The organism is Curtobacterium sp. JUb34 (assembly GCF_003755065.1).
In the GTDB taxonomy this organism is placed as follows: domain Bacteria; phylum Actinomycetota; class Actinomycetes; order Actinomycetales; family Microbacteriaceae; genus Curtobacterium.
Genome location: NZ_RJVH01000001.1, coordinates 539,667 through 565,909 on the forward strand (window position 1 = coordinate 539,667; position 26,243 = coordinate 565,909).

At 66.4% G+C, this 26,243-nt stretch carries 26 protein-coding genes; 16 read left to right on the plus strand and 10 right to left on the minus strand.

All coding sequences use genetic code 11. The features are described 5' to 3' along the window. Nucleotides 1-116 precede the first annotated feature (116 nt). Both EDF63_RS02525 and msrA read left to right on the plus strand, forming a co-directional pair. Complete coding sequence (locus EDF63_RS02525; RefSeq protein WP_123310915.1) at nt 117-938, plus strand: aldo/keto reductase; 822 nt, start codon at nt 117-119, stop codon at nt 936-938. A 99-nt stretch (nt 939-1,037) separates the two neighbouring features. Then, nucleotides 1,038-1,559: a peptide-methionine (S)-S-oxide reductase MsrA gene (gene msrA / locus EDF63_RS02530; RefSeq protein ID WP_123310917.1), complete on the plus strand. Its 522-nt coding sequence runs from the start codon at nt 1,038-1,040 to the stop codon at nt 1,557-1,559. 91 nt (nt 1,560-1,650) lie between these two features. On the opposite strand, the gene EDF63_RS02535 is transcribed toward msrA, so the two are convergent. Continuing rightward, nucleotides 1,651-2,652 (minus strand): aldo/keto reductase, encoded by a 1,002-nt coding sequence (locus EDF63_RS02535; RefSeq protein ID WP_123310919.1) that lies wholly within the window; start codon nt 2,650-2,652, stop codon nt 1,651-1,653. Between the two features lie 200 nt (nt 2,653-2,852). Between EDF63_RS02535 and ppk2 the strand changes: the two genes are divergently transcribed. The 4 genes from ppk2 to EDF63_RS02555 all read left to right on the plus strand — a co-directional run bounded on the left by ppk2 (nt 2,853) and on the right by EDF63_RS02555 (nt 5,395). Further along, nucleotides 2,853-3,761: a polyphosphate kinase 2 gene (gene ppk2 / locus EDF63_RS02540; protein WP_123312180.1), complete on the plus strand. Its 909-nt coding sequence runs from the start codon at nt 2,853-2,855 to the stop codon at nt 3,759-3,761. Nucleotides 3,762-3,847: 86 nt separating this feature from the next. Next, nucleotides 3,848-4,384 carry a hypothetical protein gene (locus EDF63_RS02545; protein WP_123310921.1) on the plus strand — a complete coding sequence of 179 codons (537 nt, stop codon included), beginning with the start codon at nt 3,848-3,850 and terminating at the stop codon, nt 4,382-4,384. Continuing rightward, nucleotides 4,381-4,908, plus strand: a complete 528-nt coding sequence (locus EDF63_RS02550) for a DUF6611 family protein (protein ID WP_123310923.1) — start codon at nt 4,381-4,383, stop codon at nt 4,906-4,908. The genes EDF63_RS02545 and EDF63_RS02550 overlap by 4 nt, the downstream gene beginning before the upstream one ends. A 70-nt stretch (nt 4,909-4,978) precedes the next feature. After that, a complete protein-coding gene (locus tag EDF63_RS02555) occupies nt 4,979-5,395 on the plus strand; it encodes a hypothetical protein (protein ID WP_123310925.1) in 417 nt (138 codons plus the stop codon). A 6-nt stretch (nt 5,396-5,401) separates the two neighbouring features. Here EDF63_RS02555 and EDF63_RS02560 read toward each other — a convergent pair whose 3' ends face one another. The 3 genes from EDF63_RS02560 to EDF63_RS02570 form a co-directional block, all read right to left on the minus strand. Continuing rightward, complete coding sequence (locus EDF63_RS02560; protein ID WP_221180515.1) at nt 5,402-6,613, minus strand: cupin domain-containing protein; 1,212 nt, start codon at nt 6,611-6,613, stop codon at nt 5,402-5,404. A 68-nt stretch (nt 6,614-6,681) separates the two neighbouring features. Then, nucleotides 6,682-6,927, minus strand: a complete 246-nt coding sequence (locus tag EDF63_RS02565; RefSeq protein WP_123310927.1) for a hypothetical protein — start codon at nt 6,925-6,927, stop codon at nt 6,682-6,684. A gap of 61 nt (nt 6,928-6,988) precedes the next feature. Then, nucleotides 6,989-7,825: an alpha/beta fold hydrolase gene (locus EDF63_RS02570; RefSeq protein WP_123310929.1), complete on the minus strand. Its 837-nt coding sequence runs from the start codon at nt 7,823-7,825 to the stop codon at nt 6,989-6,991. A gap of 544 nt (nt 7,826-8,369) precedes the next feature. Here EDF63_RS02570 and EDF63_RS02575 point away from each other — a divergent pair. From EDF63_RS02575 to EDF63_RS02585, 3 genes are read left to right on the plus strand one after another with little or no spacing between them, the layout of a single operon-like run. After that, nucleotides 8,370-8,801: a lactococcin 972 family bacteriocin gene (locus tag EDF63_RS02575; protein ID WP_123310934.1), complete on the plus strand. Its 432-nt coding sequence runs from the start codon at nt 8,370-8,372 to the stop codon at nt 8,799-8,801. A 32-nt stretch (nt 8,802-8,833) separates the two neighbouring features. Continuing rightward, nucleotides 8,834-10,822: a hypothetical protein gene (locus EDF63_RS02580; protein ID WP_148061699.1), complete on the plus strand. Its 1,989-nt coding sequence runs from the start codon at nt 8,834-8,836 to the stop codon at nt 10,820-10,822. Then, nucleotides 10,812-11,471: an ABC transporter ATP-binding protein gene (locus EDF63_RS02585; protein ID WP_123310938.1), complete on the plus strand. Its 660-nt coding sequence runs from the start codon at nt 10,812-10,814 to the stop codon at nt 11,469-11,471. Before EDF63_RS02580 ends, EDF63_RS02585 begins: the two co-directional genes overlap by 11 nt. 184 nt (nt 11,472-11,655) lie before the next feature. On the opposite strand, the gene EDF63_RS18355 is transcribed toward EDF63_RS02585, so the two are convergent. Continuing rightward, nucleotides 11,656-12,642, minus strand: coding sequence for a hypothetical protein (locus EDF63_RS18355; RefSeq protein WP_148061700.1), 987 nt, complete (start codon nt 12,640-12,642; stop codon nt 11,656-11,658). Nucleotides 12,643-12,678: 36 nt separating this feature from the next. On the opposite strand from EDF63_RS18355, the gene EDF63_RS02590 reads away from it, so the two are divergent. After that, the gene (locus tag EDF63_RS02590) at nt 12,679-14,028 is read left to right on the plus strand and encodes a helix-turn-helix domain-containing protein (RefSeq protein WP_123310940.1); all 1,350 of its coding nucleotides are present in this window, start codon (nt 12,679-12,681) and stop codon (nt 14,026-14,028) included. A gap of 353 nt (nt 14,029-14,381) precedes the next feature. Here the strand turns inward: EDF63_RS02590 and EDF63_RS02595 are convergent, their stop codons facing one another. Both EDF63_RS02595 and EDF63_RS02600 read right to left on the minus strand, forming a co-directional pair. Further along, nucleotides 14,382-15,473, minus strand: coding sequence for a site-specific integrase (locus EDF63_RS02595; RefSeq protein ID WP_123310942.1), 1,092 nt, complete (start codon nt 15,471-15,473; stop codon nt 14,382-14,384). A gap of 3 nt (nt 15,474-15,476) precedes the next feature. Next, entirely contained in the window at nt 15,477-15,698 is a 222-nt protein-coding gene (locus EDF63_RS02600; protein ID WP_123310945.1) for an AlpA family transcriptional regulator, read from the minus strand. Nucleotides 15,699-18,238: 2,540 nt separating this feature from the next. On the opposite strand from EDF63_RS02600, the gene EDF63_RS02605 reads away from it, so the two are divergent. The 5 genes from EDF63_RS02605 (at nt 18,239) to EDF63_RS02625 (ending at nt 22,273) form a co-directional block, all read left to right on the plus strand. After that, nucleotides 18,239-18,688, plus strand: coding sequence for a hypothetical protein (locus tag EDF63_RS02605; protein WP_148061701.1), 450 nt, complete (start codon nt 18,239-18,241; stop codon nt 18,686-18,688). Between the two features lie 227 nt (nt 18,689-18,915). Beyond that, the gene (locus EDF63_RS02610) at nt 18,916-19,551 is read left to right on the plus strand and encodes a hypothetical protein (protein WP_123310949.1); all 636 of its coding nucleotides are present in this window, start codon (nt 18,916-18,918) and stop codon (nt 19,549-19,551) included. An 88-nt stretch (nt 19,552-19,639) separates the two neighbouring features. Next, on the plus strand, nt 19,640-20,275 hold the full coding sequence (locus EDF63_RS02615; protein WP_123310951.1) for a hypothetical protein: 636 nt from the start codon (nt 19,640-19,642) through the stop codon (nt 20,273-20,275). 55 nt (nt 20,276-20,330) lie between these two features. Beyond that, nucleotides 20,331-21,002, plus strand: a complete 672-nt coding sequence (locus EDF63_RS18360; RefSeq protein ID WP_148061702.1) for an antitoxin VbhA family protein — start codon at nt 20,331-20,333, stop codon at nt 21,000-21,002. A 566-nt stretch (nt 21,003-21,568) separates the two neighbouring features. Further along, complete coding sequence (locus EDF63_RS02625; protein WP_123310955.1) at nt 21,569-22,273, plus strand: hypothetical protein; 705 nt, start codon at nt 21,569-21,571, stop codon at nt 22,271-22,273. Between the two features lie 94 nt (nt 22,274-22,367). On the opposite strand, the gene EDF63_RS18580 is transcribed toward EDF63_RS02625, so the two are convergent. Then, entirely contained in the window at nt 22,368-22,727 is a 360-nt protein-coding gene (locus tag EDF63_RS18580) for a hypothetical protein (RefSeq protein WP_185021254.1), read from the minus strand. Nucleotides 22,728-22,739: 12 nt separating this feature from the next. Between EDF63_RS18580 and EDF63_RS18585 the strand changes: the two genes are divergently transcribed. Next, the gene (locus EDF63_RS18585; protein ID WP_185021255.1) at nt 22,740-23,240 is read left to right on the plus strand and encodes a hypothetical protein; all 501 of its coding nucleotides are present in this window, start codon (nt 22,740-22,742) and stop codon (nt 23,238-23,240) included. A 1,043-nt stretch (nt 23,241-24,283) separates the two neighbouring features. On the opposite strand, the gene EDF63_RS02635 is transcribed toward EDF63_RS18585, so the two are convergent. Next, entirely contained in the window at nt 24,284-24,865 is a 582-nt protein-coding gene (locus EDF63_RS02635; protein WP_123310959.1) for a GntR family transcriptional regulator, read from the minus strand. A 406-nt stretch (nt 24,866-25,271) separates the two neighbouring features. Beyond that, on the minus strand, nt 25,272-25,919 hold the full coding sequence (locus tag EDF63_RS02640) for a GntR family transcriptional regulator (RefSeq protein ID WP_123310961.1): 648 nt from the start codon (nt 25,917-25,919) through the stop codon (nt 25,272-25,274). Nucleotides 25,920-26,243: the final 324 nt, after the last annotated feature.

The window sequence follows — 26,243 nt, forward strand, 5'->3', positions numbered from 1 at the left end:
GCGCCCCCTGGCGGGCATCGCGCCCATGTGAGTCGGGGCGCGATGCCCGCGCAGGGGCGCGGTGCGCGGCGGCGGCGCTCCACACGTCCACCAACCCGCGGCGTACTGTCCGACGCATGCCCGCTCTCATCGACACGTTCACCCTGTCCAACGGCCTGCACATCCCGAAGATCGGCTTCGGCACCTGGCAGATCCCGTCCGGTTCCGACGCGTACGACGCCACGAAGACCGCGCTCGACCTCGGCTACCGCCACATCGACACCGCCCTGGCCTACGGCAACGAGGCGAGCGTCGGCGAGGCCGTCCGTGACAGCGGCATCCCCCGCGACGAACTCTTCATCACCACGAAGCTGCCGGCCGAGGTCAAGACCGCGTCCGGCGCCCGCGACGCCTTCGAGGAGTCCAGCCGCAACCTCGACCTCGGACACGTCGACCTGTACCTGATCCACGCGCCCTGGCCCTGGAGCGACATGGGCTCCGACCACCGCGACGGCAACGTCGAGGTGTGGAAGGTCTTCGAGGAGCTCTACGACGCCGGCCGCACCAAGAGCATCGGTGTCTCGAACTTCGCCGTCGCCGACCTCGAGGACCTGCTCGGCCGCACCGACGTCGTCCCGCACGCCAACCAGATCCGCTGGTTCATCGGCAACACCCAGGACGAGACGACCGCCTTCGACCGCGAGCACGACATCCTGACCGAGGGCTACTCGCCGCTCGCCACGGGTGGCCTGCTCGAGAACGAGCAGATCGCCGAGATCGCGGCGAAGTACGACAAGTCCGTCGCCCAGGTCGCGATCCGCTACCTGCTCGAGAAGGACGTCCTGCCGCTGCCGAAGTCCACGACCCCGTCGCGCATCGCCGCGAACGCCGACGTCGACTTCGTGCTCTCCGCCGACGACGTGGCCGCGCTCGACGCGCTCGAGGACACCACGAACTGACGCGACCCGACATCCGGCGACACGGGAACACCGCAGCCCCGTTGCCGGTTGCACCACACGGTGCCGCAGCCAGCGGCACGACGACCTCAGGAGGCCACCATGACCACCACCGAAACCGCCATCCTCGCCGGCGGCTGCTTCTGGGGAGCGCAGCAGCTCCTCCGTCGCCGACCCGGCATCGTCAGCACCCGCGTCGGCTACTCGGGTGGCGACACCCCGAACGCGACGTACCGCAACCACGGTGACCACGCCGAGGCTGTCGAGATCGTCTTCGACCCGTCGGAGATCTCGTACCGCGACCTGCTCGAGTTCTTCTTCCAGATCCACGACCCGTCGACGAAGGACCGTCAGGGCAACGACGTCGGCCGTGCCTACCGTTCGGCGATCTTCTTCAGCTCGCCCGAGCAGGAGCAGGTCGCGCGCGACACCATCGCCGACGTGGACGCGTCCGGCATCTGGCCCGGCAAGGTCGTCACCGAGGTCGAGCCCGCGGGCGACTTCTGGCAGGCCGAGGAGGAGCACCAGGACTACCTCGAGAAGTACCCCGCCGGGTACACGTGCCACTTCGTGCGTCCGGGTTGGAAGCTCCCGCACCGCGACGAGGCGACCGCGGCGGTCTAAAAGCGACAGGCCATGAGACGGGAGGGACGGTGCCAGCTGGCACCGTCCCTCCCGTCTGCTCTTGGGTCACGCCCACTGCATCCGGCGTGCGTCAGCCGCGCGGTACCAGTGCGTCGATCGCCGCCAGCTCCTCGTCGGTGAGCGGGGCGCCCGCGAGCGAGTCGAGCGTGCCGTCCAGCTGACGGACACTCGATGCCCCGACCAACGCCGACGTGACGGCCGGCTGCCGGAGCACCCACGTGATCGCGAGCTGGGCGAGCGTCTGCCCGCGCGCCGCGGCGATGTCGTTGAGAGCCCGCGCCGTGGTCAGGTACTCGTCGTCGATGCGGTCCGCACCGAACCAACGGCCCTCGGCGGCACGTGAACCCACCGGCACCGAACCGTCCAGGTACCGGTCCGTCAGCAGCCCGCCGGCCAGCGGCGAGAACACGATCGCACCCGTCCCGAGTCGCGTGAGCTCGTCGAAGAGCCCGTCCTCGGGGACCCGGTCGAACATGTTGTAGCGCGGCTGGTGGATGAGCAGGTGCATGTTCTCGGCGGCGAGCGCCTCGGCTGCCGCGGCGGTCTGCTCCGGGTCGTAGTTCGAGATGCCGGCGTACAGCGCCTTGCCCGAACGGACCGCGGTCACGAGGGCGCTGACCGTCTCCTCGATGGGGGTCTCGGGGTCGGGACGGTGCGAGTAGAAGACGTCGACGTAGTCGAGCCCGAGGCGCCGGAGCGACTGGTCGAGCGACGCGAGCATGTACTTGCGGGAGCCCCGGTCGCCGTACGGGCCCGGCCACATGTCGTAGCCGGCCTTCGTCGACACCACGATCTCGTCGCGGTACGGACGCAGGTCCGACTCGAGGATGCGGCCGAACTGCTCCTCGGCCGACCCGGGAGGCGGACCGTAGTTGTTCGCCAGGTCGAAGTGGGTGATCCCGCGGTCGAAGGCGTGCAGCACGATGTCGCGCTGCGTCGCGAGCGCCCGGTCGGCGCCGAAGTTGTTCCACAGGCCGAGGGAGATGCGCGGCAGCTTGAGGCCACTCCTCCCCACGCGCTGGTACGGGAGCTGCTCGTAGCGGTCGGCGGCAGGCAGGTGGACGTCAGGCATCGTTGCTCGATCCGGGTCGGGGACTTGGCCGTTGTCGACGCTAGCGGATGACGGGCGGGCGGCACGGTGCGGCGTCGGCTGAGCAGGACGACCTTCACCGGGACGACACGCGTGGTTCGGCGTCCGTGCGGCTGTGCAGGACAGGATGGGGGACGAACCGATCGACGGACCGTCGACCGGTGGGCAGTGAGGGAGACACCGTGGACACAGCGCCGTACTCGCAACCGCTCCGGGAGTACATCGAGCAGCTCCGGACCGAGGGCTACAGCGTCGCGGACGGACACACTGCCGACCCGGACCTCATCGACCCGCACGGCAACCCCGTCCTCACGTGGCGCGACGACTACCCGTACGACGAGCGTCTGCCGCGTGACGAGTACGAGTACTCGAAGTACCAGCTGCAGATCGAGCTACTGAAGTGCCAGTACTGGCTCGAGGACACCGGGCAGAAGGTCGTCGTGCTGTTCGAGGGGCGCGACGCCGCGGGCAAGGGCGGCACCATCAAGCGGTTCACGGAACACCTGAACCCCCGGACCTCGCGCGTGGTGGCGCTCAGCAAGCCGAGCGAGCGGGAGCGCGGCGAGTGGTACTTCCAGCGCTACGTGCAGCACCTGCCGTCGGCCGGCGAGATGGTGCTGTTCGACCGTTCCTGGTACAACCGCGCCGGCGTCGAACGGGTGATGGGCTTCTGCGACGACGACGAGTACGAGTCGTTCATGACCCAGGTGCCGCAGTTCGAGCGGATGCTCGTCGACTCCGGCATCCACCTGACGAAGTTCTGGTTCTCGGTCACGCGCCGCGAGCAGCGCACCCGGTTCGCGATGCGGCAGCTCGACCCGGTCCGCCGGTGGAAGTTGTCCGACATCGACCTGCTGTCGCTCGACCGCTGGGAGGACTACACCGAGGCGAAGAACGCCATGTTCACCCGCACCGACAAGCGGTACGCGCCGTGGACCATCGTGCGGTCGAACGACAAGAAGCGCGCCCGCCTGAACGCGATGCGGTACTTCCTGACGCAGTTCGACTACCCGGACAAGGCCGTCGACGTGATCGGCAAGCCGGACCCGCTCATCGTGCGGCGCGGCAAGCGGGACGTCGACATCGAGTGAGCGGACCGTCAGGAGTCGTCACTCGGGCGTAGGGGTTCCGTCAGGGCACCTTCCCCACTGCCCGACCACGCGGGAACGTGTCCGGTGTGACACTGACAGCGATCATGCCGACGCTCCGTGCGTCCCTGCCGGATCCGATGGACCCGGTCCTGTGGCCGGCCCACACCGTGGCGACCACCGACGACCTGGTCGTCGCCGCGATCTCGATGGTCCGGCTCGCCGACCTGACCGGCACCCCGAGCGTCCACACCGCGGAGCAGTCGCCGCCGCGCTACCGCCCCCGCGGCTGGACCCCTCGAGATGTCAGCGTCGCGGTCGCGTCGGTGACCCGGGTGCGACGGCCGCGCACCGGGGTGGTGCTCCTGGAACTGGACGCGGTCCTGCCGACCTGCGCCGTGCTCGACCAGGTGCGCCTGATCGGACGCCGGAGCACCGCTCCCCTCGCCACGATGTACGTCGTCACCCGATGTGACGGTCAGGCCGACGGTCCGTTCCACCGCCTCCCGGCTCCGCTGCCGGCCGACGTCCGCGATGGCGACCTGGTCTGCTTCCCCTGCCTGACGACCGTCCGGCACCGGGACGTCGAGCCCGTCCGCGCCGAGCTCCTGCCGGTGGGACGGTGACCACGGCGACGTCGGTCCGCGACCGTCTGCTCGAGGGGCCGCACCTGTGGGGGCGGTACACGATCCGGCCGGTGGGACGCACGATGTGGACCTCGCGGACACTCGTCGTGTTCCCGCCCGGGACGAACACGAGTGAGCGCCTGCTGCTCCGGGCGTGGCACGTGTGGCCCGCCGTCGGGGCGTTCTCCGCGCTCGTGGTCGTGGTCCTGGCGGTCTCGGTACCGGCGGCGGGCATGCCCGTCGGGCTCGCGCTGTACGCCGCGGGGTTCGTCGTCCTCGGCCGGGCCACCAGGCGGCTGCGGCCACGGGTGCGCTCGATCACCGTGACCACGTTCCTGGGCAACGGTCGGCCGGAGGTGCACGGCGACGAGCGGCTCCTCGCCGGGTCGCTCGACGCGCTCTCGATCCTGGAGCGGGCGGTGCGGGCGCACCGGCTCGAGCCCGTCGACTTCGAGCTCATCTGGGCGGACGTGTGGGCTGCACTGCCGGAGCAGCCGCCACGGGCGGCAGCAACGTCGTGTTAGGTTGTGCGCAATTCAACTGAGCACAATCGATCACACGTACTCGGTAATCCTCGCGAAAGGCGCCCACCCGATGACCTCCCGTCGCACTCCTCGTTCGACCAAGCCCCGCACCGTCGTCCGCATCCTGCTGGGAGCCGCCATGACCTGGGCCGGCATCAGCCACCTCACCGTCGCACGTCAGGAGTTTCGGGCCCAGGTCCCCGAGTTCGTCCCGCTGGACCCGGACGTCACGGTCCTGGCATCGGGCATCGCGGAGATCTCCCTCGGAGCCGCCCTGGTGCTGCTGGTCCGCCGGCAGGCCACCGTCGGGTGGGTCGCCGCGGTGTTCTTCACCGCGATCTTCCCCGGCAACATCGCGCAGTGGATGCACCACCGTGACGGCTTCGGCCTGGACACGGACACCAAGCGGTTCGTCCGGCTCCTGTTCCAGCCCGTGCTGATCGCCGTCGCGCTCTGGGCGACGAACGCCCTCCGCAAGCGCCGCTGAGCCGGACTACCGCAGCGGCACGATCCCCTGGGACCCGCGCGGGAACGTGGCGAGGACCTCCTCCGGGATGTTCAGGTGCTGCGACACCAGCGACGGCGGCAGGTGTGCGAGCCAGTTCGCCAGCGAGACCTCCTCGTAGCGGTCGCTGCGGAACGTCTCCACGTAGACGAGCGGCTCGTCACCGGTGTTCTCGACGTAGTGCCCGAGGTTCCGCTTCACGACACCGACGTCACCGGCCCTGAAGTCCATGGTGTTGGCGTGGGGGCCGGTGTTGAAGACCGTCATGCGGCCCTGGCCCTTCAGGTAGTACTGCCACTCGTCGGCGTTCGGGTGCCAGTGCAGCTCCCGCATCGAACCGGGCTCCACGACCGTCAGCGCCGCGGCGACCGTCTTCGCGCCCGGGAAGTTCGTGCTGTCCGCGATCCGGATGCTGCCGCCGCTGTTCTCGAACCGCGGGGCCGTCTTGCCCATCCGGAAGATCACGGGCTCGGTCCCGCCCCACTCGACACCGGCCGCCAGCTGGTCCCGTTCGAGCTCACCGGGGACCTCGCCGGGGAAGATCCAGAGGTCGTGGAGCGGGAGGTCCGTGAACGCCTCCTGCGCGACGCCGAAGTTCTTCGCCAGCACGTCCGGCGGCGTGTGCGCGAACCAGTCAGTGAGCAGGAGCGTGTTGCTCTCGGACTGCTCACCGCTGTCGAACGCCAGGACGAACTCGGCCCCGTCCGGCCCGAGGCCCTGCAGGGAGTGCGGGAGGCCCGCGGGGAAGAACCAGAGGTCGCCCTCGAACACGTCCTCGACGCTCGGAAGGCCCTCGCGGCTCAGGGTCGTGACGCGGCACCCGCCGCGGGTCATCAGTGCCCACTCGGCGGTCTGGTGCCAGTGCAGCTCCCGGATGCCCCCGGGCTCCAGGTACATGTTCACGCCCGCGATCTCGTCGGAGATCGCGAAGTCGGACTGGGTCAGTTCACGAGCCCAACCGCCGCGCTGGACTCGTCGGGGCGAGATGTTGAACGAGGACCAGAAGAAGGCCTGTGTGCTGATGTCGGTCGCCGGCGCGTTCAGCTGGCTCGGGAACTGCGCCGCGAGCGCCGGGTTCTGCGGACCCGTCATCGTGTTCGCAGTGGGGTCGTCCGCGATGTTCACGAGCCCTTCCTGCGGGAGGTCTGGATCGCCGACGGACGGTGTCTCGTGGTGGGGCGGGGTGGGCTGGTCGGTCATCGTCTGCTCCTTCGCTCTCGGATGCGCGTCGAGACCATCGGACCAGGAGCCGTCGGCGGCCTCTAGCGTCATTCGACGCGATCGTGCTCCAGCGCTCGTCGCTGCTCCAGCGCTCGTCGCTGCTCGGTGAGCGCGTCGCTCAGCACGTCCGCCAGGAACGTCGAGCCGGACACGCGCGCGATGAACGCCCGCCCCGTCACCGTCAGCTCGCCCCGGTGCACGGCGTCGACGACGATCTCGCGCACGGCCTCGCGGCGACCCGCGGGGAGCGCGGCGAGCACGCGGTCGGCCTGTTGCAACAGTTCGGTCTGCATGTCACTCCTCGGCACGAGGGGCGCGCCCACCACGGCACGCGCCCCTCGGGTCCGTGAACGCCTACTGCTTCAGGAAGGCGAGGATGTCGGGGTTGATGACGTCCGCGTGGGTCGTCAGCATCCCGTGCGGGTACCCCTCGTAGATCTTGAGGGTGGCGTTCTGCAGGAGCTCGGCCTGCTTGATCGAGGCGGCCTTGTACGGCACCACCTGGTCGTCGTCGCCCTGCGTGACGAGCACCGGGACCGAGATGGCCTTGAGGTCCTCGGTCTGGTCGGTCTCGGAGAACGCCTTGATCCCCTCGTAGTGCGCCAGCGCACTGCCCGTCATCCCCTGCCGCCACCAGTTCGCGACCACCGGAGCGGACACCTCGGCGCCCTCGCGGTTGAACCCGTAGAACGGCCCCTCGGCGACGGCCTGGTAGAACTCGGCGCGGTTCGCGGCGAGCGCGCTCCGGAAACCGTCGAGCACCGCGATGGGCGTGCCCTCCGGGTTGTCGTCGCTCTGCAGCATGATCGGGGGCACGGAGGACACCAGGACCACCTTCGCGACCCGGCCCTGCGGCTCGCCGTACTTCGCGACGTACCGGGCGACCTGGCCGCCACCGGTGGAGTGCCCGATGTGGATCGCGTTCTGCAGGTCGAGGTGCTGCACCAGCGCGTCCGTGTCGCTGGCGTAGTGGTCCATGTCGTGACCGGTCCCGATCTGCGACGACCGGCCGTGACCGCGACGGTCGTGGGCGATCACCCGGTAGCCGTTCGCCAGGAAGAACAGCATCTGCGCGTCCCAGTCGTCGGAGGACAGCGGCCATCCGTGGTGGAACACGATCGGCTGGGCGTCCTGGGGCCCCCAGTCCTTGTAGTAGATCTCTGCACCGTCGCTCGTGGTGACGAACGCCATCTTGCACCTCCGTGAGTCGTTGCTCCACCTGGTTCGCGGGCTGGCCGCTGCCTTCCGTCCGGCGGAAGGTCGAAGCAGGCTCACGCTACGGTCGCGGCGCGGTCGGGCGCTTGGGTCATTCATCTCGATCGGCGTCGAGCGTGGTCCGCAACGTGCTCCGGAAATGCAGAAAACCCCCGCGGGAACGGGGGTTTTCTGAGAAGTGGCGGTACCGGTGGGATTTGAACCCATTGGCAAGCCGTCGAGTGATCCCCGCTGAGGGTCCGATCCCTGCGAACACGGGGACCAACCCGACCGGTCGGGCCAAGCTAAGCCACGTCAAGCCAAGTGGCGATGCACCAGAATGCACCACGAGAGAACCTCCATAAGCTGCCATGAGGCAGCCGCGATCGCATGCGGTCGGCCTCGACGGGCGTCCGTATAGCGTCCGATCATCGAGACTGCTTGCGGACCACCGTCCGTGAGATCGGTTGGTGGAGTGTGGCACTCGGCGTGCGTCGCCCTTGGTCGCGTCGCTGTCTAAAGTTCCAGTAAATTAACGGACATGTTCAACATGAAAAATAAGGATAGTTCGGTTGTTCAGGTTGCGGCCGTCATGGCTGGGGCGGCGCTGCTGGGAGCGATCGCGTTGCCCACGTCAGCGTCGGCGTCGACTCCGGACGGCGTTGGGGCGACCTCGGGGGGCTCCGCGGTCATCATTGGCGGGGAGGGCACGCGGGTGATCGTTGATGACACGGTCGGCAACGGCATGCTCCGCACGACGAAGAAGGTCGGTGGGGGCGTGTGGATTTACGGGATCGGCGGCGGAAACTCGTATTCGTACTACGACCACAGCAAAAAGACCCATAAGTCCACTGCCTGTTCGGGCTACGACACGAGCTGCAACTACTCGGGGTGGACAAAGAAGGGCACACGGTCGGTGGCGAAGATCGGCCGGACGAACAGTGGCAACACCGCGTACTGGAACGTGAAGTAGTTCCGGTGGGGGTGGCTTCGGGCATAGTCCGGGTGGCCGCCGTATTGGCGGCTGCTGTGGTGTCGTTGCTGATCGGTTTCGCGGTGCTGAGCGTGCATGACACGCAATCCGTCGCAACGGTTCGCTCGGCACTGATATTGACCCAGTCTGACCAGGCCACCCCCGTTCCTCAGCTGCTTGAAGAAGCAGCACGCCGGCACCACGGGAACTTCTACCGGATCCGGCAGGACCCAACGGGGAAGGTACCAACGCGGACCCTCGCTCCGATCATCGGAGATCAGGCGGCTTACGATCGCGCATTCCCGTCCGGGCAGTATGCCCGCTTCGATACGAGCATCACGACGAAGATCGAGTCGATCCGGCACGATGTGCGGGCCACCGGGTACCTGTCGACGCTGCCGCCCCAGGAACTCCAGGAGGTAGCGTCCGAGCTTGCGGCTTCCGGTGTCGAGGTGCGAGTGGAGTCGGTTGGTTGGTTCGGTCTCCTGCGGTACATGATCGGATTTACCCCCGCGGTGATTACAGGGGTGGCTGCGGTCTTGGCGGCGTTTCTGGCGGGGTTCGCACGGGCGGCCACGCACGCCCAGCAGACCGCGATCGCACGGACGCTCGGGAGACGGGCACCGTTCGCGTGCGACCTCGGGATGTCCGGATTGCTGTCCGTCGGCGCCTTCGCAGTCCTTGGTACCGCGGCCGTGTTCCTGCTCCGCTGGTACAACGGCGGGAATCAGCTCAGCTCCTACCTCACCATCAGCGCCGTGGTGCTGGGTGTGCTGTTGACGGCGTTCGCAGCTGGGATGTGCCTGCCGGGGCTGCTGCCGGAGCGCTTGCGGTTCCGTGCGGCGTACTGCGGGTGGCGGCCGTGGTCCCGCGGCCGCCCGGTGGTCGCAGCGGTCCAGGTGCTGGCAGTGACGGTGGTCGTGTTCCTCCTTACGCAGGCCGTGGTCTCGATGGTCGCGTTGCAGTCGGTGCGCGAGAGCCGGCCGGACTGGCGCGCGTGCGCGGCGTGCACGACGACGATCTTCCAGGGATATGACGGCCCTGGCGCTCTCGACGACGCCGTCCGCCCGTTCGCGTCGGCAGTGCGTGAGCTTGATGTAGTCGGCGGGGTTGTCCTCAGTTGGGTTCCCGGTGCTGATCGCGGCCACCGGTACACGCCGGGAGATCCCGAATCGAACGTGATCGTGGCGAACCCGGAGTTCATCGCCCGATCCAACGGGCGACTCCCAGACCCGCTGCATGGTGCCACCGGCCCTGGGGAGTGGGGTCTTCTCGTGCCTGAGGACCGCAGCACCGAAGTGACCTCCATTGCCGCGGCGTGGCAAGAGTCGTTCCGGACACCGCTCGGGGATGTTCCAAACCGAGCAACCCCGAAGCGGCCACACATCGCCACCTACTCACCGGGGCAGGTCTTCAACTACGGCCGCACCGATTTCCGGGTCGATGTGTACTCGGACTCACCCGTCATCGTCGCCGTTCCGGCAACAGCCGGGCTCGTGGACGATGACTCCTACTTCGCCGCCGGCACCTCAGGGAACCTCCTCTTCACCGGAGACGAGGCCACCACCCGGCACGCCCTGCATGCGGCTGGCGTCAGCAGCTCCGTTTACGTCACCGACCGCTTCGCCGAACAAGTCGGCCGAGGCGTGCAGGCCGCACAAGCAAAACTTCCTCTCGCCCTGATCGGGGGGATAGTCGGGCTCCTTGCCGTATTCGGTGTGCTCATCATTCGAACGCGCGCCCACCTGCAGACACACCGAGACCGCCTCCTGTTCTCCGTCACCCATGGCCACTCGCCGGTGCGCACACACTTGCGGATGCTCCTCGAGACCATGGCGCTGCTCGCCTGTACAGGAGGCGCAATTCTCATCGGCCTCCGAAGCGGCCTGACCGGGCCCGACATGCTCCCCACCACGCTGGGGATCGTCTTCGCCGCAGTCGGAGCCGTGGTGCTCGCATCCGTCGCGATCATCACCGTCCGAGCCTCTACCCCGAAGGAGCTGACCAGGCATGCCCGCTAGCCGGCCCGCAGTATCGATCACCGCACTTGAACACGCGCTTGAGGGACGGGAGCTGTTCGGCGGTCTCGATCTCACCATCCAATCCGGCACGGTGCATGCACTGGTTGGGGCGTCCGGAGTCGGGAAGTCGACGCTTCTGCGGATGATCGGCGGACTCCAGCGCCCACACGGAGGCAGCATCCGCTCCCTCGAGCATGACGTCACCACGCTGCGTGGCGCGAAGCTCCGCCGGTACCTCCGCAACGACATCGGGTTCGTGTTCCAAGACGCCGGGCTGATCGAGCAGTGGACGGTCCGGAGGAACCTGCACGCCGCCGCGAAGGCCGCCTCCGACCATCCGACATCGCCGCCCATGACGATCGAGGCAGCAATTGACCGGCTCGACCTCCCGCGGACGCTCCTTGGTCAACGAGCGGCAGAGCTCAGCGGAGGCGAACGCCAACGCGCCGCCATCGCCCGGATCCTCGTCCGCAAGCCCCCGCTCGTTCTGCTGGATGAACCCACCGCAGCGCTTGACGGCCGCCGAACGACACTCATCAACGAGATCGCGCACGAACTCGTCGACCAGGGAGCAACGATCGTGGTCGCATCCCACGACGAGCACCTCCTCCAATCAGCCGACGAGAGAACATCGATCATGACCCACTGACCACATGTGCTTCATCATGGGCAGTCGGAGACCCGACCCCGGATCACGCATGATCATGTGATCAGAAGCATGCAGGCCAGCGTGAACAACCACACCGGTGCGACTTGGCTCGTACGCCGAAGGACCGGCTGGCGGGACGGAATGCGCTTCGAGCACGCACCCGGACCTGCGCTTCGCGTGACAGCTATTGACTTTGGCTTGGATTGGCAGAATCAGCAGTGGGATGCGGATAGCCAGAAACGTCTTCTAGCCGCTCGGGTGCGCCAGCAATCTTCGGAATGCGCGCGTACCAGCGGTGTGTGGTCACTCTGAGGCGCTCCGCGACTTGGGGCTCATGACCCGCGTAGTCAATGAAGCGGAAGACGCCATATTGCGTGACCTTGTTCGCGAGCACGAGTATCGCGGACATCGCGTCAGCATCTGGGAACGAGAATTTTTGGCCGTCGAGCTCGACCGAGACTCGCAACTCCACAGATGGCCACATCTTCCCGTGTGCTGACCCGGCTGATGCACGCCAGAGGCGCTCCACTCGTTCTGGGTCGCCTAGGTCCGCCATGGGAGCTTTACTGCGCACCTCATTAGCAGCGGCCGTGACGAGGGTCAGATAGCTCGGGTCACTGATCTTGACGCCGTGCTCTTCAAGGATCTTGAGTAGGTCGAGCCGCTGCTGCTTGAGGTCCGCCTTGCGCTGCGGGTCTAGTTCAGCCTTCCTTTGTTCTTCCCAGTCTGCGAGCACGAGCGACAAGTGCCGCCGCAGCACTTCGCGCGGGTCACGCGATGCCATCACCCACACGGCCTGAGATGCAGATTCGAGCGCCGCACGGGCGAGCGTCTGAGCCGGTCGTGCTTCATGGTGCACGACCGCGTCAGGGTGAAGAGTAAGCGGTGCAACGTGGTCGGCCCACAGCCCAAGGTGTTCGAGAGCGGCCGAGAGGTAGGAGCGACACCATGTCTCGCACGATTCCGGTATGCCCTCGTCGATGGTCTTGAAGGGCGAGCCTGCAACGGCGGCTGGAGTCTCGGTAAGTAGATCCCGTAAGACGCGAGCAGACTGCGCCACCTCCACCCAAGGGCGCGACTGTTCTCGATCAACCGTGATCCGGCCGGCATCAGCGTTCACTGTCTGAACATAGCGCGATGCGCCCCGAGTCTTCTCGTCTTCTTCGGACACGCGCCACTTGTCGGCCGTCCACGGCAAGATGAACCCGTGGCGCTCAACACCGACACCAGCCGTCAGCTCCGAAGCCTTCAGGACCTCCGCGACCTCATCAACGCGGTCAACGGTGCGGATTCGTCTGACGAGTCCAACTTCCTGGAGTGGAAGCGCGACCTGGACCTCACAAAAGCCGCCGGCTGGTTCGCCATCTCCAAGTGCATCATCGGGATGAGTAATCGGCCAGTGCAGAAGGCCTCGCTCGTCTTCGGCGGTTGCGGCTACATGGTCGTTGGCGCTGAGCCGGGCAACACTCCGGGCGTTTTCATCCCCGACCTCGCGCAACTCGAGCCATGGCTGGTGAAGTACCTCGGCAACGACGGTCCCTCCTGGGCCCCGCGGTCCGTGGACTACAACGGGCAGAGCGTCCTTGTCATCACGATCGAACCGCCGAGCGACAGCGACAAGATCCACACGCTGAGGAAGACCTACACACCGGACAGTGGCAAGGGCGGACACCAAGAAGGCACCATCTTCGTTCGGCATCACGCACAGTCAGCGCCGGCGACCACTGCTGACATCCGCGACCTCGAGCAGCGGCTCCTCGCGGGACGGTCCGGCGTCGAAGCGTTCGGCAAGGTCGCAGCGGACTCGCTCGGCGCCGTCCGCGTCCTCAACTTCACCCAAGAATCCGAGGACGCGCGGTACGCCGAAGAGGAGGAAATGGTGCCGCCGCTGAAGACTTCAACCTCCTGGTCGGGGCCCGGCCTGCAAGGCACGGTCGTACCCACGGTCGACCATCACCGACCGGAGGAACGAGACCGGTACGAACGGGAGCGACGACAGTACCTCCGCGACTTCAAGGCGGCACTCCGTCCGTACGCCCTAGACATGGCAGGACGTCGGCACCGAGCGCCCTTCGCGCTGCAGATCACAAACGAGTCCGACACCATCCTCACCGACCTGCAAATCCACGTGGGCCTCCCGGACGATCTCTACGCGTTCGCAACTCCCGGCGACTACCACGTCGAACTACCCAAGCGTCCGAAGAAGCCTTCGTCACTTCTTACCGGGAGTCTCGCCGCGATGTACGGAGGGGGCTTCCGACCGATGGACACATCCCATATGTTCGACCGGTTCTACATCGCCGAGGACCGTCGGTCAGTGACGTTCAGCATCACCGACATCCACCCCCACCGGGCCGAATCGACCGACTCCATCCTGCTGTTTACGAAGCTCAGCGAGATCGGCGCCGGCAACATCGCCGGCGCACGATGGGCCCTGCCGGTGAGCATCACCGCAGCGAACCGATCCGGCCAGTGGCAGGGGTCAGTTCCCGTCTCCGCCGTCGTGGGCGTCCTCGCCGAGGAGAGCCTCCTACCTCCTGTCGGCGCCCCAAGCTGACGCGCTACGCACCGTCCTTCCGCCGGACCAGCAGCCGACCGTCGGCCGCGACTGGGATCAGCGTCTGCAAAACGGTGTGCGGCCGCTGCCGATAAATTGCCTCGTTAGCCGATGGTCATCCGGACGTCTTGCCGCGCTGTTCAGTGACTGGTTCACTCTCTCGTTGGGCCCGGTACACGTTTGTGCGACGGACACGTAGAACATCACCAGTCTGCGCAGCGGTCGTGTCCTTCTGCTCGTACGGGCGCCGCGCGGTGCGAACCTTCGTCCGGCGAGAGTCGCGGGGTGACCACCATGAAGGAAGGCAGCATCCCGTGGCCGTGGCCGTGGCCGTCACCACGACCACGGCTGCCTCAGAGCTGCTCCACTCGCTGCCGGCTCAACGCAGCGGTGACGTTGTCGAGGTCGTCAGGGAACAACGCGGCGTAGGTATCAAGCGTCACCTTCGCTGACTTATGCCCGAGCATGCGTTGCACCACCTTCACGTTCGCTCCGGCGCTGATCGCGAGCGATGCCGCCGTGTGCCGGAGGTCGTGGGGCGTGACGCGCCTGAAGCGCGCGTCGGCATCCATGACGCGCTTCACGGCTTGCGCAAACCATCCCTGCTGCGAGTGGCCTGGACGGAGGAACCCTCCGGTAGGAGATAACCAGAGCCGCTCTTCAGGGTGCTTCCCACAGCACGCCGCGGCGACAGCCTCGTCGAGGAAGTCCGGGTAGGCCACGGCACGTCGTTCGTGGGACTTGACGCTGCCCAGGATGTGCTGTCCGTTCACTTCGGTGACGCCCTCGCGGATGTTGAGGCGTCGGCGAGTGAGGTCGACGTTGCGAACTCGGAGCGCGGTCGCCTCGCCCCACCGGAGGCCCGTGTACGCGAGCACTCGGACCAGATCGCCGTACCGCGCCTGCGACGCAAGTGCTTCGACCTGCTGGTGAGTCAGGAACACCTCGTCGGGGATCGATTTTTTCTTGACGGCGAGTCCTCGCGCAGGGTTCTTGTTCACGCGGTTCTCTTCGATCGCCTCATCGAAGATGCCGGCGAGGAGGTCGCGGGCTCGCGCCACGGACGTGTGAGAGAGGCTCCTGCCGAGTTCGTTCAGCCATACCTGGACGTCCCGTTTGGTGATCCGGCCGACGGCATAGCCGCCCCACTTGGGCTCGACGTGCACGCGCCAACAGCTCTCCACGGAGTGGAAGCTGCTCTCGGTGAGCTTGAACCGGTGGAGCTCAAGCCAGGCCTTCCCGAGCTGACCGACTGTCACTTTCGCGTCGGTCGGATCGATATAGGAACCTCGGAGCTTCGAGGCCTCGATCGTGGTCAAGTACGTTTCTGCGTCGCCCTTGCGGGCGAAGCCTCGATCATGACCCCGCGTCCCATCGGGCTTCGTGTACCAAACTTCGTAGAGCTTCCCGCGGGTCTTCGTCTCGTAAGACTTGATCGTTCCCATCGGTCAGCGCAGCTCGTCGGCGGTGCTGGCGTACTCCTGGTCACGAAGCCATGCTTCAACGGCTTCTGGACGGTACAGCGGGAAGCGTCCAATCCGCACGAATCGAGGGCCGCGCCCATTAGTCCGCCATTCACGCAGGTTGCGCGTGGTGGTGTGCAGCTGAGCAGCAAGCGCGTCTGGAGTGAGCAGATCGTCAAGACGCGGAGCAGAGATGGTTGTGGGCATAGTTTTCCCTCGGAAGTTGTCGCTTCCGAGGGGGCCTTGGCAGCCGAACCCGTTAACAGTTACTTGGCGTACCCACTCGTCGAGCCGTCGTTGACTCTGGTCCCTTTCATGTCATCCGGACCTATCTCGATTCTACCGAGCTCCAACGTGTGTGAAGAGTACGCTTTCCGACCTTTTGCGGAGGGTCGCTTCCGCAGACGCTGGCGCCTCTTCGTCGTCCTCCCGGCTGGCCCGCTCGGTCGTCGCCGGGTCGCGACCCCGAGCGACGATATGAGCGTAATCATTTCGAAAACTGTTCCTGCGCCTCCGCCAGGACCTCGCAAGGACCGGGGAGACCCCGGTCACGACCCCGCGAGCGCTCATGACGCCGGCCTGGAAGGGCGGCTCACAGCCGGTGTCCGAGGGGGAGCAACGCGGAGGATCGGCATCGGCGCAAGGCACCCCCCCAACGCCCCCGACGGGGCGTTGGGGGGCAAGACGCGAAGCGGCGCAGTAAGGGCCCAAGGAGCGCCAGCGACGAAGGGTGAGGGGCACCCGGAGACCGAGCGCAGCGACAGGCTCAGGGGGTCCCGAAGGACTGTCGGCCATGCCGACCGACGAACCAGTTTCCGACGAAGCGCAGCGAGGAGAAAACGCAGGTCGGCGTCAGTCCCCCTTATGCCCTTTTCTCTTGGTCCCTGCATTCGGAGCTTCAGCGACGAATCAGGGTCACAACTGCTGTTGTGATCGGGGGAAACGGGTGGGCACAGCCCCTCTGTGCACAGACCGGAATCCGAAGGACGCGTAGCGCGGGCTGTGCACAGGTCCACCCGTAGCCCCCGGAAAGTCGGGGAAGGGCTGTGCACACGGAAACGGACATGTTGACGCCGTGTGCACAGACCGTCGAGCAACGCGAGGCCAGGTCGCGAAGCGAGCTGTTCACAGCCCCGACGTGGCGGCTCGCGGAGCCGCCCCCTTGGTCTCACAGCAGCGCAGGTCGCAGCATCGCGGAGACCTTCTCTGCGGGTCTCGTGCCGGGCGCGCAGCGCCATCGCGGCGGCCGACGAAGGAGAGCCGGCGCCGCCTTCCGCGTCGTCCGCGCAGCGGACCTCTGGCACGCTCTTCCGATGCCGAATGAGGGCACGACTGTGGAGTGCCCGGCGCCGCTGCAGACTTGTCGCAGCCCTCGTCACGCCACCGCCTCGGGACTGCTCCGGAGCATCGCTCCGGAGCCGCTGCAGACCCCGCAACTGGGTCGGCGCGCGCGGAGCTCCAACACCCGATGCGCCGAGCCCACGGTCGCTACGACCTCGTCCCAGGATCCGCCCCGTGGGCGAGGTCCACCCCGCAGCTGTTGGTGCCAGGTTCATCACCGCACACGGCCCTCAGGCTGCATCGGACCTCCGCTCCCTGAAGCCCTTGGCCAGTCATCGTGGAGCGGATTTCCGCCGCCGGCCGCACTCGCTCGATCGGTCGCGCAGCGCTCGAGGATCAGGGAGGGCCGCCAGGCCCGAGCTGCGTCTGCGTTCCATGCCCAGGGGGCGTAGCCACCGGGGACGGCCCTTGCATCATCAGGCTCCGCCGAACACCCCCGTTCCCCCTCGAGCAGAGGAGATCTCCGCGCCCCAGGTCGTCCCATCAGCGGGGGCGGGGTGCGGCTGTCAACTCGCGACCAGGAACCCGGCTCGCGGTTCCAGCGCCCTTGGTCTCCCGAGCCGGGGACAGGCGCGACCCAGCGCTAGGAAGGAGTCGTCGAGAGGCACGAACGAAGACGACTGACGACGAGCTGGCTGAGCTCCTGGCCCCGGTGAGGATGGGTTCCTGGTCGCGTTCATCGCGCCACGCTCCCGCCCCTTCACCGCCCGTCACGCGGCCTCGATTCCGGGCCGGAGGGCCGGGTCCTGCTGGCCAGTCGACGGCCACGCGGCGGCCACAGGCCGCCCACTCGTGACCGGCTGATGGCCTCCCGCTGACCGACGCGCGGCCACAGATGCGTCTCCGGAGCGTCAGCGACGGCATTCCGATTCCACGTGGGTCAGGTGGCCGTTTCCTGACCAGTTGCCGGTCACCTCATGCCCCGCTGCGGCCCAGTCGTCGCCCTCGTGCCTGATTGGGCTCTCGCACCCTCCCTCCGGAGGGCGTCGGCTGACCATCGGGTGACCACTAGACGGGCCTCTGCCGGCCAGTGGCCGATCCGGGTGAGCGACCGTGATGAATCGGTTCGTCGGAATGCCCGCTGCGACGAACATCGACGCGCTGGTGCGCCACGGCGACGCTGGCACCGCCGCCGAGAGTGACTGCAGCGCAGAGCAGCGCTCGCTCTTGCGAAAGCGAAGATCCCCGCAGCCTGAAGGCTGCGGGGGCCCGGTCGTGCGAAGGCTGGAGGATGAGAGGAGCGCGATCGTCAGATCACGTCGAGGAGCGCCGCTGCGACGAGCCCAAGGCCGATCACTACGGCGAGGCCGCCGCCGAACGCAGCTATGAGTCGGCGCTCCTTCGTGGTGCCCATGGGACGAGCCTGCCACGTCGGCGCGAGGAATTGTCACCGTATGATGCACGCTGTGCGCACACGTCTTGCCGCCGCCTGTGTGGCGGTGGCCTTCTCGGTCACACTCACCGGCTGCATCACGATCAACTCCGGATCGGCGCAGCCCACCGAAGCAACTGCGTCCGTCGATGCACCGTCGGCCAGCCCTGCTGTCGACTACTCCAGCGCGCTCGAGCAGCTCAGCTACGCGATCGGCGCGCTGGCAAAGTCGTCGCAGCCGAACGCCACGGCGGAGGACTGCTCATACACGGCATTCACTGCCAACAGCATGGCCAGCGCGACCCCGGCGCCCCAGTGGCAGGGCACGTACGAGCGCATTACCGCGAACATGCGCAACGTTGGCAGGCTCTGCACCATCGACCCGTCGAGTGCGAGCGCGCGCGCCCTCGCCGCGTCCACGCGTCCAGACGTCGTCGACATCCTGAATCGTGAGAAGTTCCACGGATTGACCGACTGGGAGTGACGCGTCGCCGACGCCGTCGCCGCCAACTCGGGCCCGGTGTTCGCGAAGCGCAGCTGAGCACCGACGACCGAAAACGAAGACCCCCCGCAGCCGGGTCGGCTGAAAGATCGCAGACACGCCCGGAATGCAGGAATATCCGCTATCCGGGATGCTCATATTCGAGCAGTTTCGTTAGCGCCCACTTCGGTCCCGGTCTGCACTAGTCCGAACCCTGCGAGCATCCCGACATGACCACACGGGAACCATCGCCGACAGATCCGAACTACGACGAAGTCCAGCGCCTCATCAAAGCCCTTCGGGGCCTCGGCGGTGAGCGCGCATATCTGCTGCGCGGCTTGTCGACTCTGATCGAGACGCTCGACCCTATCCGACCCCACCGCACAACCGACGACGATCAGCAGGCGGCGCTCGTCAAGATCGGCGCGTTCACCGAGGAATCCTTCGCCGAGACACAGCGCGCGGTTGACCGAGGCGAACTGCGCCTGGCCGAGATCAAGACCTGGCTCACCGCAGCACGAGATACGAGGTCACTCCGAAGCGTTGCGAGGTTCCTCCACCTCTCAGAGGACGAGGTTCTCGTGGAAGTCGCGAAGCATCGGCTCGTAGCCGTCGAGATCGGCGGCGAACTTCGCTTCCCGACCTGGCAGCTCAACACTCGTCCCGTCGGGCGGGTCCTGCCACACCTGCCGGAACTGATCCCCGCACTCGAACAACGCTGGGACTGGATCTCCATGGGCGGCTTCTTCACGACCCGCCAAGAGGATCTCTACGGCGAAGGCCGCAAGACCCCCGCCGCATGGCTCGAGGACGGCGGAGCCCCAGAAGCCGTGCGTGACATCGTGGGAAGCAGCGGGCGATGGTAGTGGGCAGGCACGGCGACTCGTCTCGCTTGCAGGGTCAACGCTTCGGTTCGGCACATCGTTCGAGCCCTTCCTGTGATCGAGGCTCCGAATGAGCGACGGTGAGTTCCGGGCCTCCTCAATCAGTGACGAAGCCGTCTATCGTCTCAGCGAGGCGCTCCGACCTCTGGTCGACGATGTCGACCTGACCCTCGACGCCATCGCTTCCGCTCTCGAAATCGTCAAGCCACGTCAGTCGCCATGGCGAGATCGCGTCGCCGACGTGACCGAGGAGCTCATCGAAAGGGGCGCGTACGGCGAGGCCGAGCAGTTCGACACGGTGAACTCGGCTACGCGCTTGCACCTCGTGCTGGACCCTGACGATCAGACGGCGGTCGACCTCACCATGTCCCGCCGCTGGGTACTCGAGCTTCTTTCCTGGACTCCAGAGGAGCTGGACGAGGCGTTCTCCGTCGGCAAGCTGGTCGCCGTGGAGGTGTTCGGGTTGCTTCGGTTCCCCCGCTGGCAGTTCAACGCCGAGAAGGCATGCCTCGTTGCAGGACTACCAGAGTTCATTCGCAGGATGCCGGCAGGCTGGCGGGTTCGTGATGCCGACGACTTCTTCATCACGCCTCACCCTGAGCTCGTTGTCCAGCAACCCCAATCCCCTGAGACCTGGCTCCGGTCCGGCAAGAACAGCGACGCCGTGGCTGCGATCATCGCCGCCCTCCCACCTATCGATGCCTGAGGTCGTCATCGATGCCGTGCCAGTGGACCATTCATCTGACCCGTCAAGGAGACCGTTGAACGACCGAACCGACGATGCTGCTCACTGCGACTCGAATCGCCGCGAGGCCCTGACCAAAACAGGCGAGCGAGTGTCCGACACGATCCTGCTAGCGCTTCTCCAAGGTGTCATAGCAGGCGAAGCATCCCCCTCTGAAGCGATCGAGCATGCCCTCGACTACGTCGATCACCATCGATCGCCGACAACGACTCCTGCCGAGACCGACCGTCGTGTCGCGTTCAGTGACGGCGCGAGCGGCGCCGAAGGTGGCTCCGTTGTCGATTCGGACGCTCGTGAACTGTTGCGTCGCGTCGCAAACGGCCAGATGACCGCCGACGAGGCGCTGCCCTTCGTGATCGCGCTGGTCGATCACGGCAGCTACGTCTCGGATCGCACTGCTCCGACGGACCCCGGCTACAACGCCCTGCCGGTCGCGTACCCGATCGACCTGCAGCCCGACGTCGACGAGGGCCTCATCACCAGAGCGGAAGCAACCCGTCGCGTCCTCAGCGGTTACCGGGTCGAATCAGCGCTCCGAGCGGCCGTCATCCCGCAAGACCTCGACGCCAACCTTGACTTCAAAGATCCAGAGCTCTCGGACCTCGTCCGTGACGTCGTCCGAGGCACGCGCTCCGAGGATGACGCTATCTCGCGTGGGCTCGACCGGATGCGCCGCCATGGGCACTGATCCGAACTCCGTCGAGGGCCGTGCGACTGACGAGCCCAGTAAAGCGCCACTGAATGACCCCAGCGCACGGACGATCCGCAGCGACGAACCTGCGCAGCGCAGTCCGACACAAGCGCCACCAAATGACCCCACCGCTCCGACGGCTGCCGGAACGTGGCTGCGCGCCGGTCGCCACGACCGGAGAAGCGCTACCGAATGATCCCACTCCGATGCCGGCCGCGAGCGTTCGCGCCTCCACGCACCTGGCAGGAGATCGGAGGCGCCACCAAATGACACCAGGCATCGCCGAGCACGGCTTCTGCCCGGGCGACGCGAGCGACCCGCACGTCAGAATTCACAGCGAGCAGTCGCCGGGCTCGAGCAACGCTCCCAGCGTTCCGAGACACGCGTTCCCCTCCCCCCGTCCAGAGCTACGGTCACTCGATGAACACAGACCCGATGAAGCCCACTGATGATGCCGCGCGCTCACGATCTGTGCCACGTCGGCGCTCGTATCGGACTCCTTGGCGACCCGCATGCCGACCTGCTGTGGACAAGCCGTGCGATTGGCCGTCTCGTCGCGCGGTGTGCGGCAGATCCACGTACTCGGCGGCTTCGTCTGGCACGGCGCACCTAAGGAGCGCCGCGACCTCGAGTGGCTCGACGAAGTCCTCGAGACGCAGGGCGCGCAGCTCCTCATCACCGGCGGCAACAGCGAGGGGTACGACGCCCTCGAGCGCGACTACCCGCCGAATCACGACGAGCACAGGTCACTTACCGAGCGAATCGTCTGGTTGCCACGGGGATGGCGCGGTGCCACCGCGGCGGGCACCACCGTCGCGGGCCTCGGCGGGGCGGACAGCATCGATCGACCCCGCCGGCAGCCGCCAGTCGGCGGTCGCGGTGGGTCGTGGCGTCCGCAGGAGCAACTCACCGATGCTGACCTTGCTGCGCTCGGCACGGCGCACGTTGACGTCCTCCTCGCACACGACGCACCGATCACCACAGAGCTCACTCGTCGGCTCGAGCCGAGCCGGCACCGCTGGACTACTGCGGGTCTTGACTACGCGAACGACGGACAACAAATGTTCCACCGCGCGGTCGAACAGGTGCGTCGGCAACTCGTCGTCTCCGGGCACTATCACCTGCACCTCGACACAACGGAGATGCTCTGCCCCGCGACGGCGGAGTCGTTCGAGATACGAAGCGTCATTCTCAGCGGCAGCGGCGAACCCGCTTCAGCTGCTGTGCTTGACGTAGGTAGACAGGTCGTGGCGATGCTCGAGTTCTGAGCTCAGGATCGACCTCGGTCGGTCTGGTCCATCCGTTCGCAAAGCCGGACGTGCTCGCGACGATCATGCCCAGGACTATTACGGCTCTCGCTTGTCACCTCGGCTTCAGGTGAGCATGGGCACTGTGACGAACAAGCGTGATCGATATCGTGAGCTCCCGGAGGAGCGCTGGGCGCGGCAGATTGTGGCGGCCGAGCTGGGCGTTGCGGTGGACCGTTTCGAGGACGGCAGCGTGAACGGCATGGTCGACGCCGTCATCCGGCATCCTCCGGGAGATGTGCCGCTCGAGGTCGTACGGGATGTCAACGTCCCGGAGCAGCGGCAGTCGGCCGCCCTTCGACAGCACGGACATTTCATCCCGGTGCCGGGTCTGAATCCCGGCTGGTACGTCAGTCTCACCACGAAGGCGAACGTCCGCGACGTGCATCAGCACCTCCCGGGACTGCTCCTCCATCTGGACGAGATCATGGACGACCGTCCGGACTGGGCTCGGTCGACGTCGCTCCAGATGGACAGCAACGAGATCCCACGCCCGCTGCGCAGGCTCGGCGTGTACTTCATGTCGCCGCTGTTCGATGCGCCGGGACCCGGTCAGATCGTGCTCGCAGGGGAGGGATGGGGGAACTCGGGGGAGATCGACCGTCTCAACAGCTGGGTGCTCGAGGTGCTCGATCGCGAGGCCGACGTCCCGGCGAAGCTTAGGGCGTTCCCGAGAGGGCACGGCGACGCGTTCATCTGGGCCACCGTCGCGAGCGACCTCGACGTCACCGGCCTACTCACGGACCCGGACGTCGCCGTGGTGCAGCGCACACTGCCGGCGCGAGCACCCGAGCTTCCAGAAGGCGTCGACCGGGTGTGGGTCGCGAGCACGCTGGTTGGCTGCCGCGCGATCGTGAGCGAAGCTGGGCGCTGGAGATGGGTCGACTGGGTGACGGACGTCGAGTTCGAGGCCGACGAGGGCGTGTGACCTCGTCGTGACCGAGTGGCCAGCAGCTGACCGCGGGGTGACCGCTTGACCAGCGACGGGCCGACCGCACCCTCAACGCCGTCGCGTACCTGCTCGTGTACCTGCTGTACCGGCCATGTACCCGTGGGGTAGGTACACCGAAACCAGCTGCTGATCTGGGCTTTTCTTCCGTGTACCTGGCGTACCTGCTCAGAGGGGCAAACCGGTATAGGGAGGGAAAAAGGATTCCAATGACGGGTGTCGCAAGGAATTCTATCCTGGGGAAGGGTTTCTTGATCAGACCAGGTACAACCAGGTACATCCCCTCGGATCCTTGCAACCGCGCCGATCGAAGCGTACCTGGTGGTGTACCTGCACCCCGTTTGAGCAGGTACACACCAGGTACACCGTTCGGGCTGACCCCATTGATCATCGCGGCCATAATTAGTGAGGTCTGCCTTGTGCCCCGCCGACGTACCTTCGTGACCTCCTGATCAAGGGAGGCCTGCTGGAAGGCGCGAACCACGATCGATCTTCGCCGTTGCTGGGCATCGAGGCCGTCATCAAGAGGTGTGATCCGACCGTTGAGGGGGCCCCGAGGGAGTAGCTGGCACACGCCACCGCCTCAGTTCCGATAACAGTCATTCCCGGAACAAGTTGTCGAGGGGTGAAGTGCCGATCGCCGAGGCAGTGTGAAGCTTGAGCCAGCAGCTACGTGGACGCGTCGCGACGACGACATGGCTTATCTGGTGAGGGATCGCACGGAAGGCACCGCTGGCGTTCGCGCTCGCCAAGCCGCCCATCGGATAATGTAACTTATGTCAGTTTGGAGGGTGGGAGCTCCATGCGTACCCCTCCAGGGCCCTACTTCGCCGCCAGCCCAGATCGAGTTCATCGGCAACGTGCCGCGCGCATCGCACCGGTAGCGTCGGCCAGGCCACCGCGAGGCACCGATCTCATGGGCGGCGCGCGCGTGCAGCCCTGCTCGGCGAGAAGCTGCCCAGTCAGCGCCTAGAAGAGGTCGGACGAGGCGAGCCGCCGCGGTGCCCCTTGGTCGAATTGGGCTAGAGCGGCTGAATCTTCGCGAGGGCTCCGGCCGTTGCACTTGCTGCATTCCAGTCGATACTCGCGTAAGCAGCTGGGGCGTGGAACTTCACCCGGCCACGCACCGCGGCCTCGGTTGCCGTGTAAATCGGGTTGTTGAACCCGGCGATGAGCGCCGCGACAGCGTCCTGCAGGCCCCGATACGCGTCGACGTCGTGCGCGTCGATGCCCGTAGTTAGCGTGCTCGCGGCAACAGACCCGGCTTTCCGTGCGTCAGCGGTCGCTTCGCCGGCGTGGTCGATCGCCCACTTGTGGAGCGCTGCCAGGAGCATGGCTGCCTGGTCGTGCTCCGGGCCGGAGAGGCTGGCGACTCGGGTGTACCGGTTTGCGGCCATCTCCACGAGACCTTCGGACTGGAGCCGGGCGATCGCTTCCCGTACCGGAGTGCGCGAGACACCAAGCCAGCTCGTGAGCTCATCATCGTTCAGGCGCTCCCCTGCCTCGAGCGTGCCATTCTCGATCGCCTTGAGCATCTGCTCGTAGACGACGTCACGGAGAAGGCGGCGGGGACCTTGGATGGTCGAAGACTGGGGTACAGGCATGTCAAGACCGTATCCCGGACATCAGTCAATCGCGGAGGACACCACACAGGCGGGTTGGCGCCTTGCTAGCCGACGAGACCGCACGCCGGCGGCAGCCGCAGCCATCCACCGGGTTCGAAGCTCACTCGCAGGACGCGACCGCACCCCGTCTCCCGTATCCCGCATCCCGTCTCCCGTCTCCCGCCTCCCGTCTCCCGTCTCCCGTCTCCCGTCTCCCGTCTCCCGTCTCCCGTCTCCCGTCTCCCGTCTCCCGTCTCCCGTCTCCCGTCTCCCGTCTCCCGAAGGGAACAGTTCTACTGAAGTGATCGTGCGCACCTTCCTGGCTGAAGCAGCGCGCCCTCACCCGGACTAGCGTTTGAAACGCCAGCCGGTCACGTCATTGCACAACAGAGCAGGAAGAGATCCGCTAATGGCGGGGAAGCATGTGCGCCGCCTCAATGGCAAGTTTGGCGGCGACGGCGTCGCTTGCGATGATTGCCGCCCGGAAATCAGTGAGATGTTCAATGAGGAGCTTTGCGGGAATAAGGTCACCGATCGTCTCGACACGGAGTTTATATGCGAGTCCGTCCATAACTTGCCTGCCCACTGTGACGAGCTGCCGATTCGGGCATCGGTCGAGCCACGCGTGGTAGGCGATATGAATAGTCGGGACGATGCTCGGAGTCCCTTGAATAGGCAAGGTTCGGAGGGACTCATCTAGACGGGCAATTGCAGATTTGCGCTGCACTTCGGTCAGATACGGTATTGCAAGGCGGACAGCCCCTCCCAGTATGATCCCCAAGGTGCGGTATGCGTCTAGCACCTCCGCAGGATTGGGCTGCGCGACCCGCGTGTACCGATTTGGAGCCATCTCAATAAGGCCTTCGTTGGCCAGGGCGGAGATAGCCTCCCGGATTGGCGTGCGAGATACCCCGAGCCAACCGATCAGATCCTCGTCGTGGAGGCGTTCACCTGGTACTAGCGTACCCTCCAAGATTGCGTTGCGGATTTTGTCCTGGACCTCGTCGCGAATCAACAAGCGGCTCGCTGGGGCACCAGAGTTGGGTACTGGCATAAAGAAGTCCTTTTGATCGTGGGAACACCCAGTGTTCCCCATAGGGACCACTCCGCACGTGCAGAGCAGGTTTTAGTTTCTCACTCTCGGACCGGGGGCCTCAGAGCGCCAGCACTCCTGCTGGCGGTGACACCCTCCCACGAGCTCGTCGGGGACGACGGTCAACCGGCCGAGGATGGCCACCCCTAGGCGTGGGTTTCGTTGCTGAACGCGAGCTCGGCAGCACACGGGATACCCCTCCCGGCCGAGTCTCCCGCTCTTGGAGTTCGGTCACCATGCTCTCAAAGTCGGCCATTGACCGGACCAGCCGGCCCGTCGATTAGA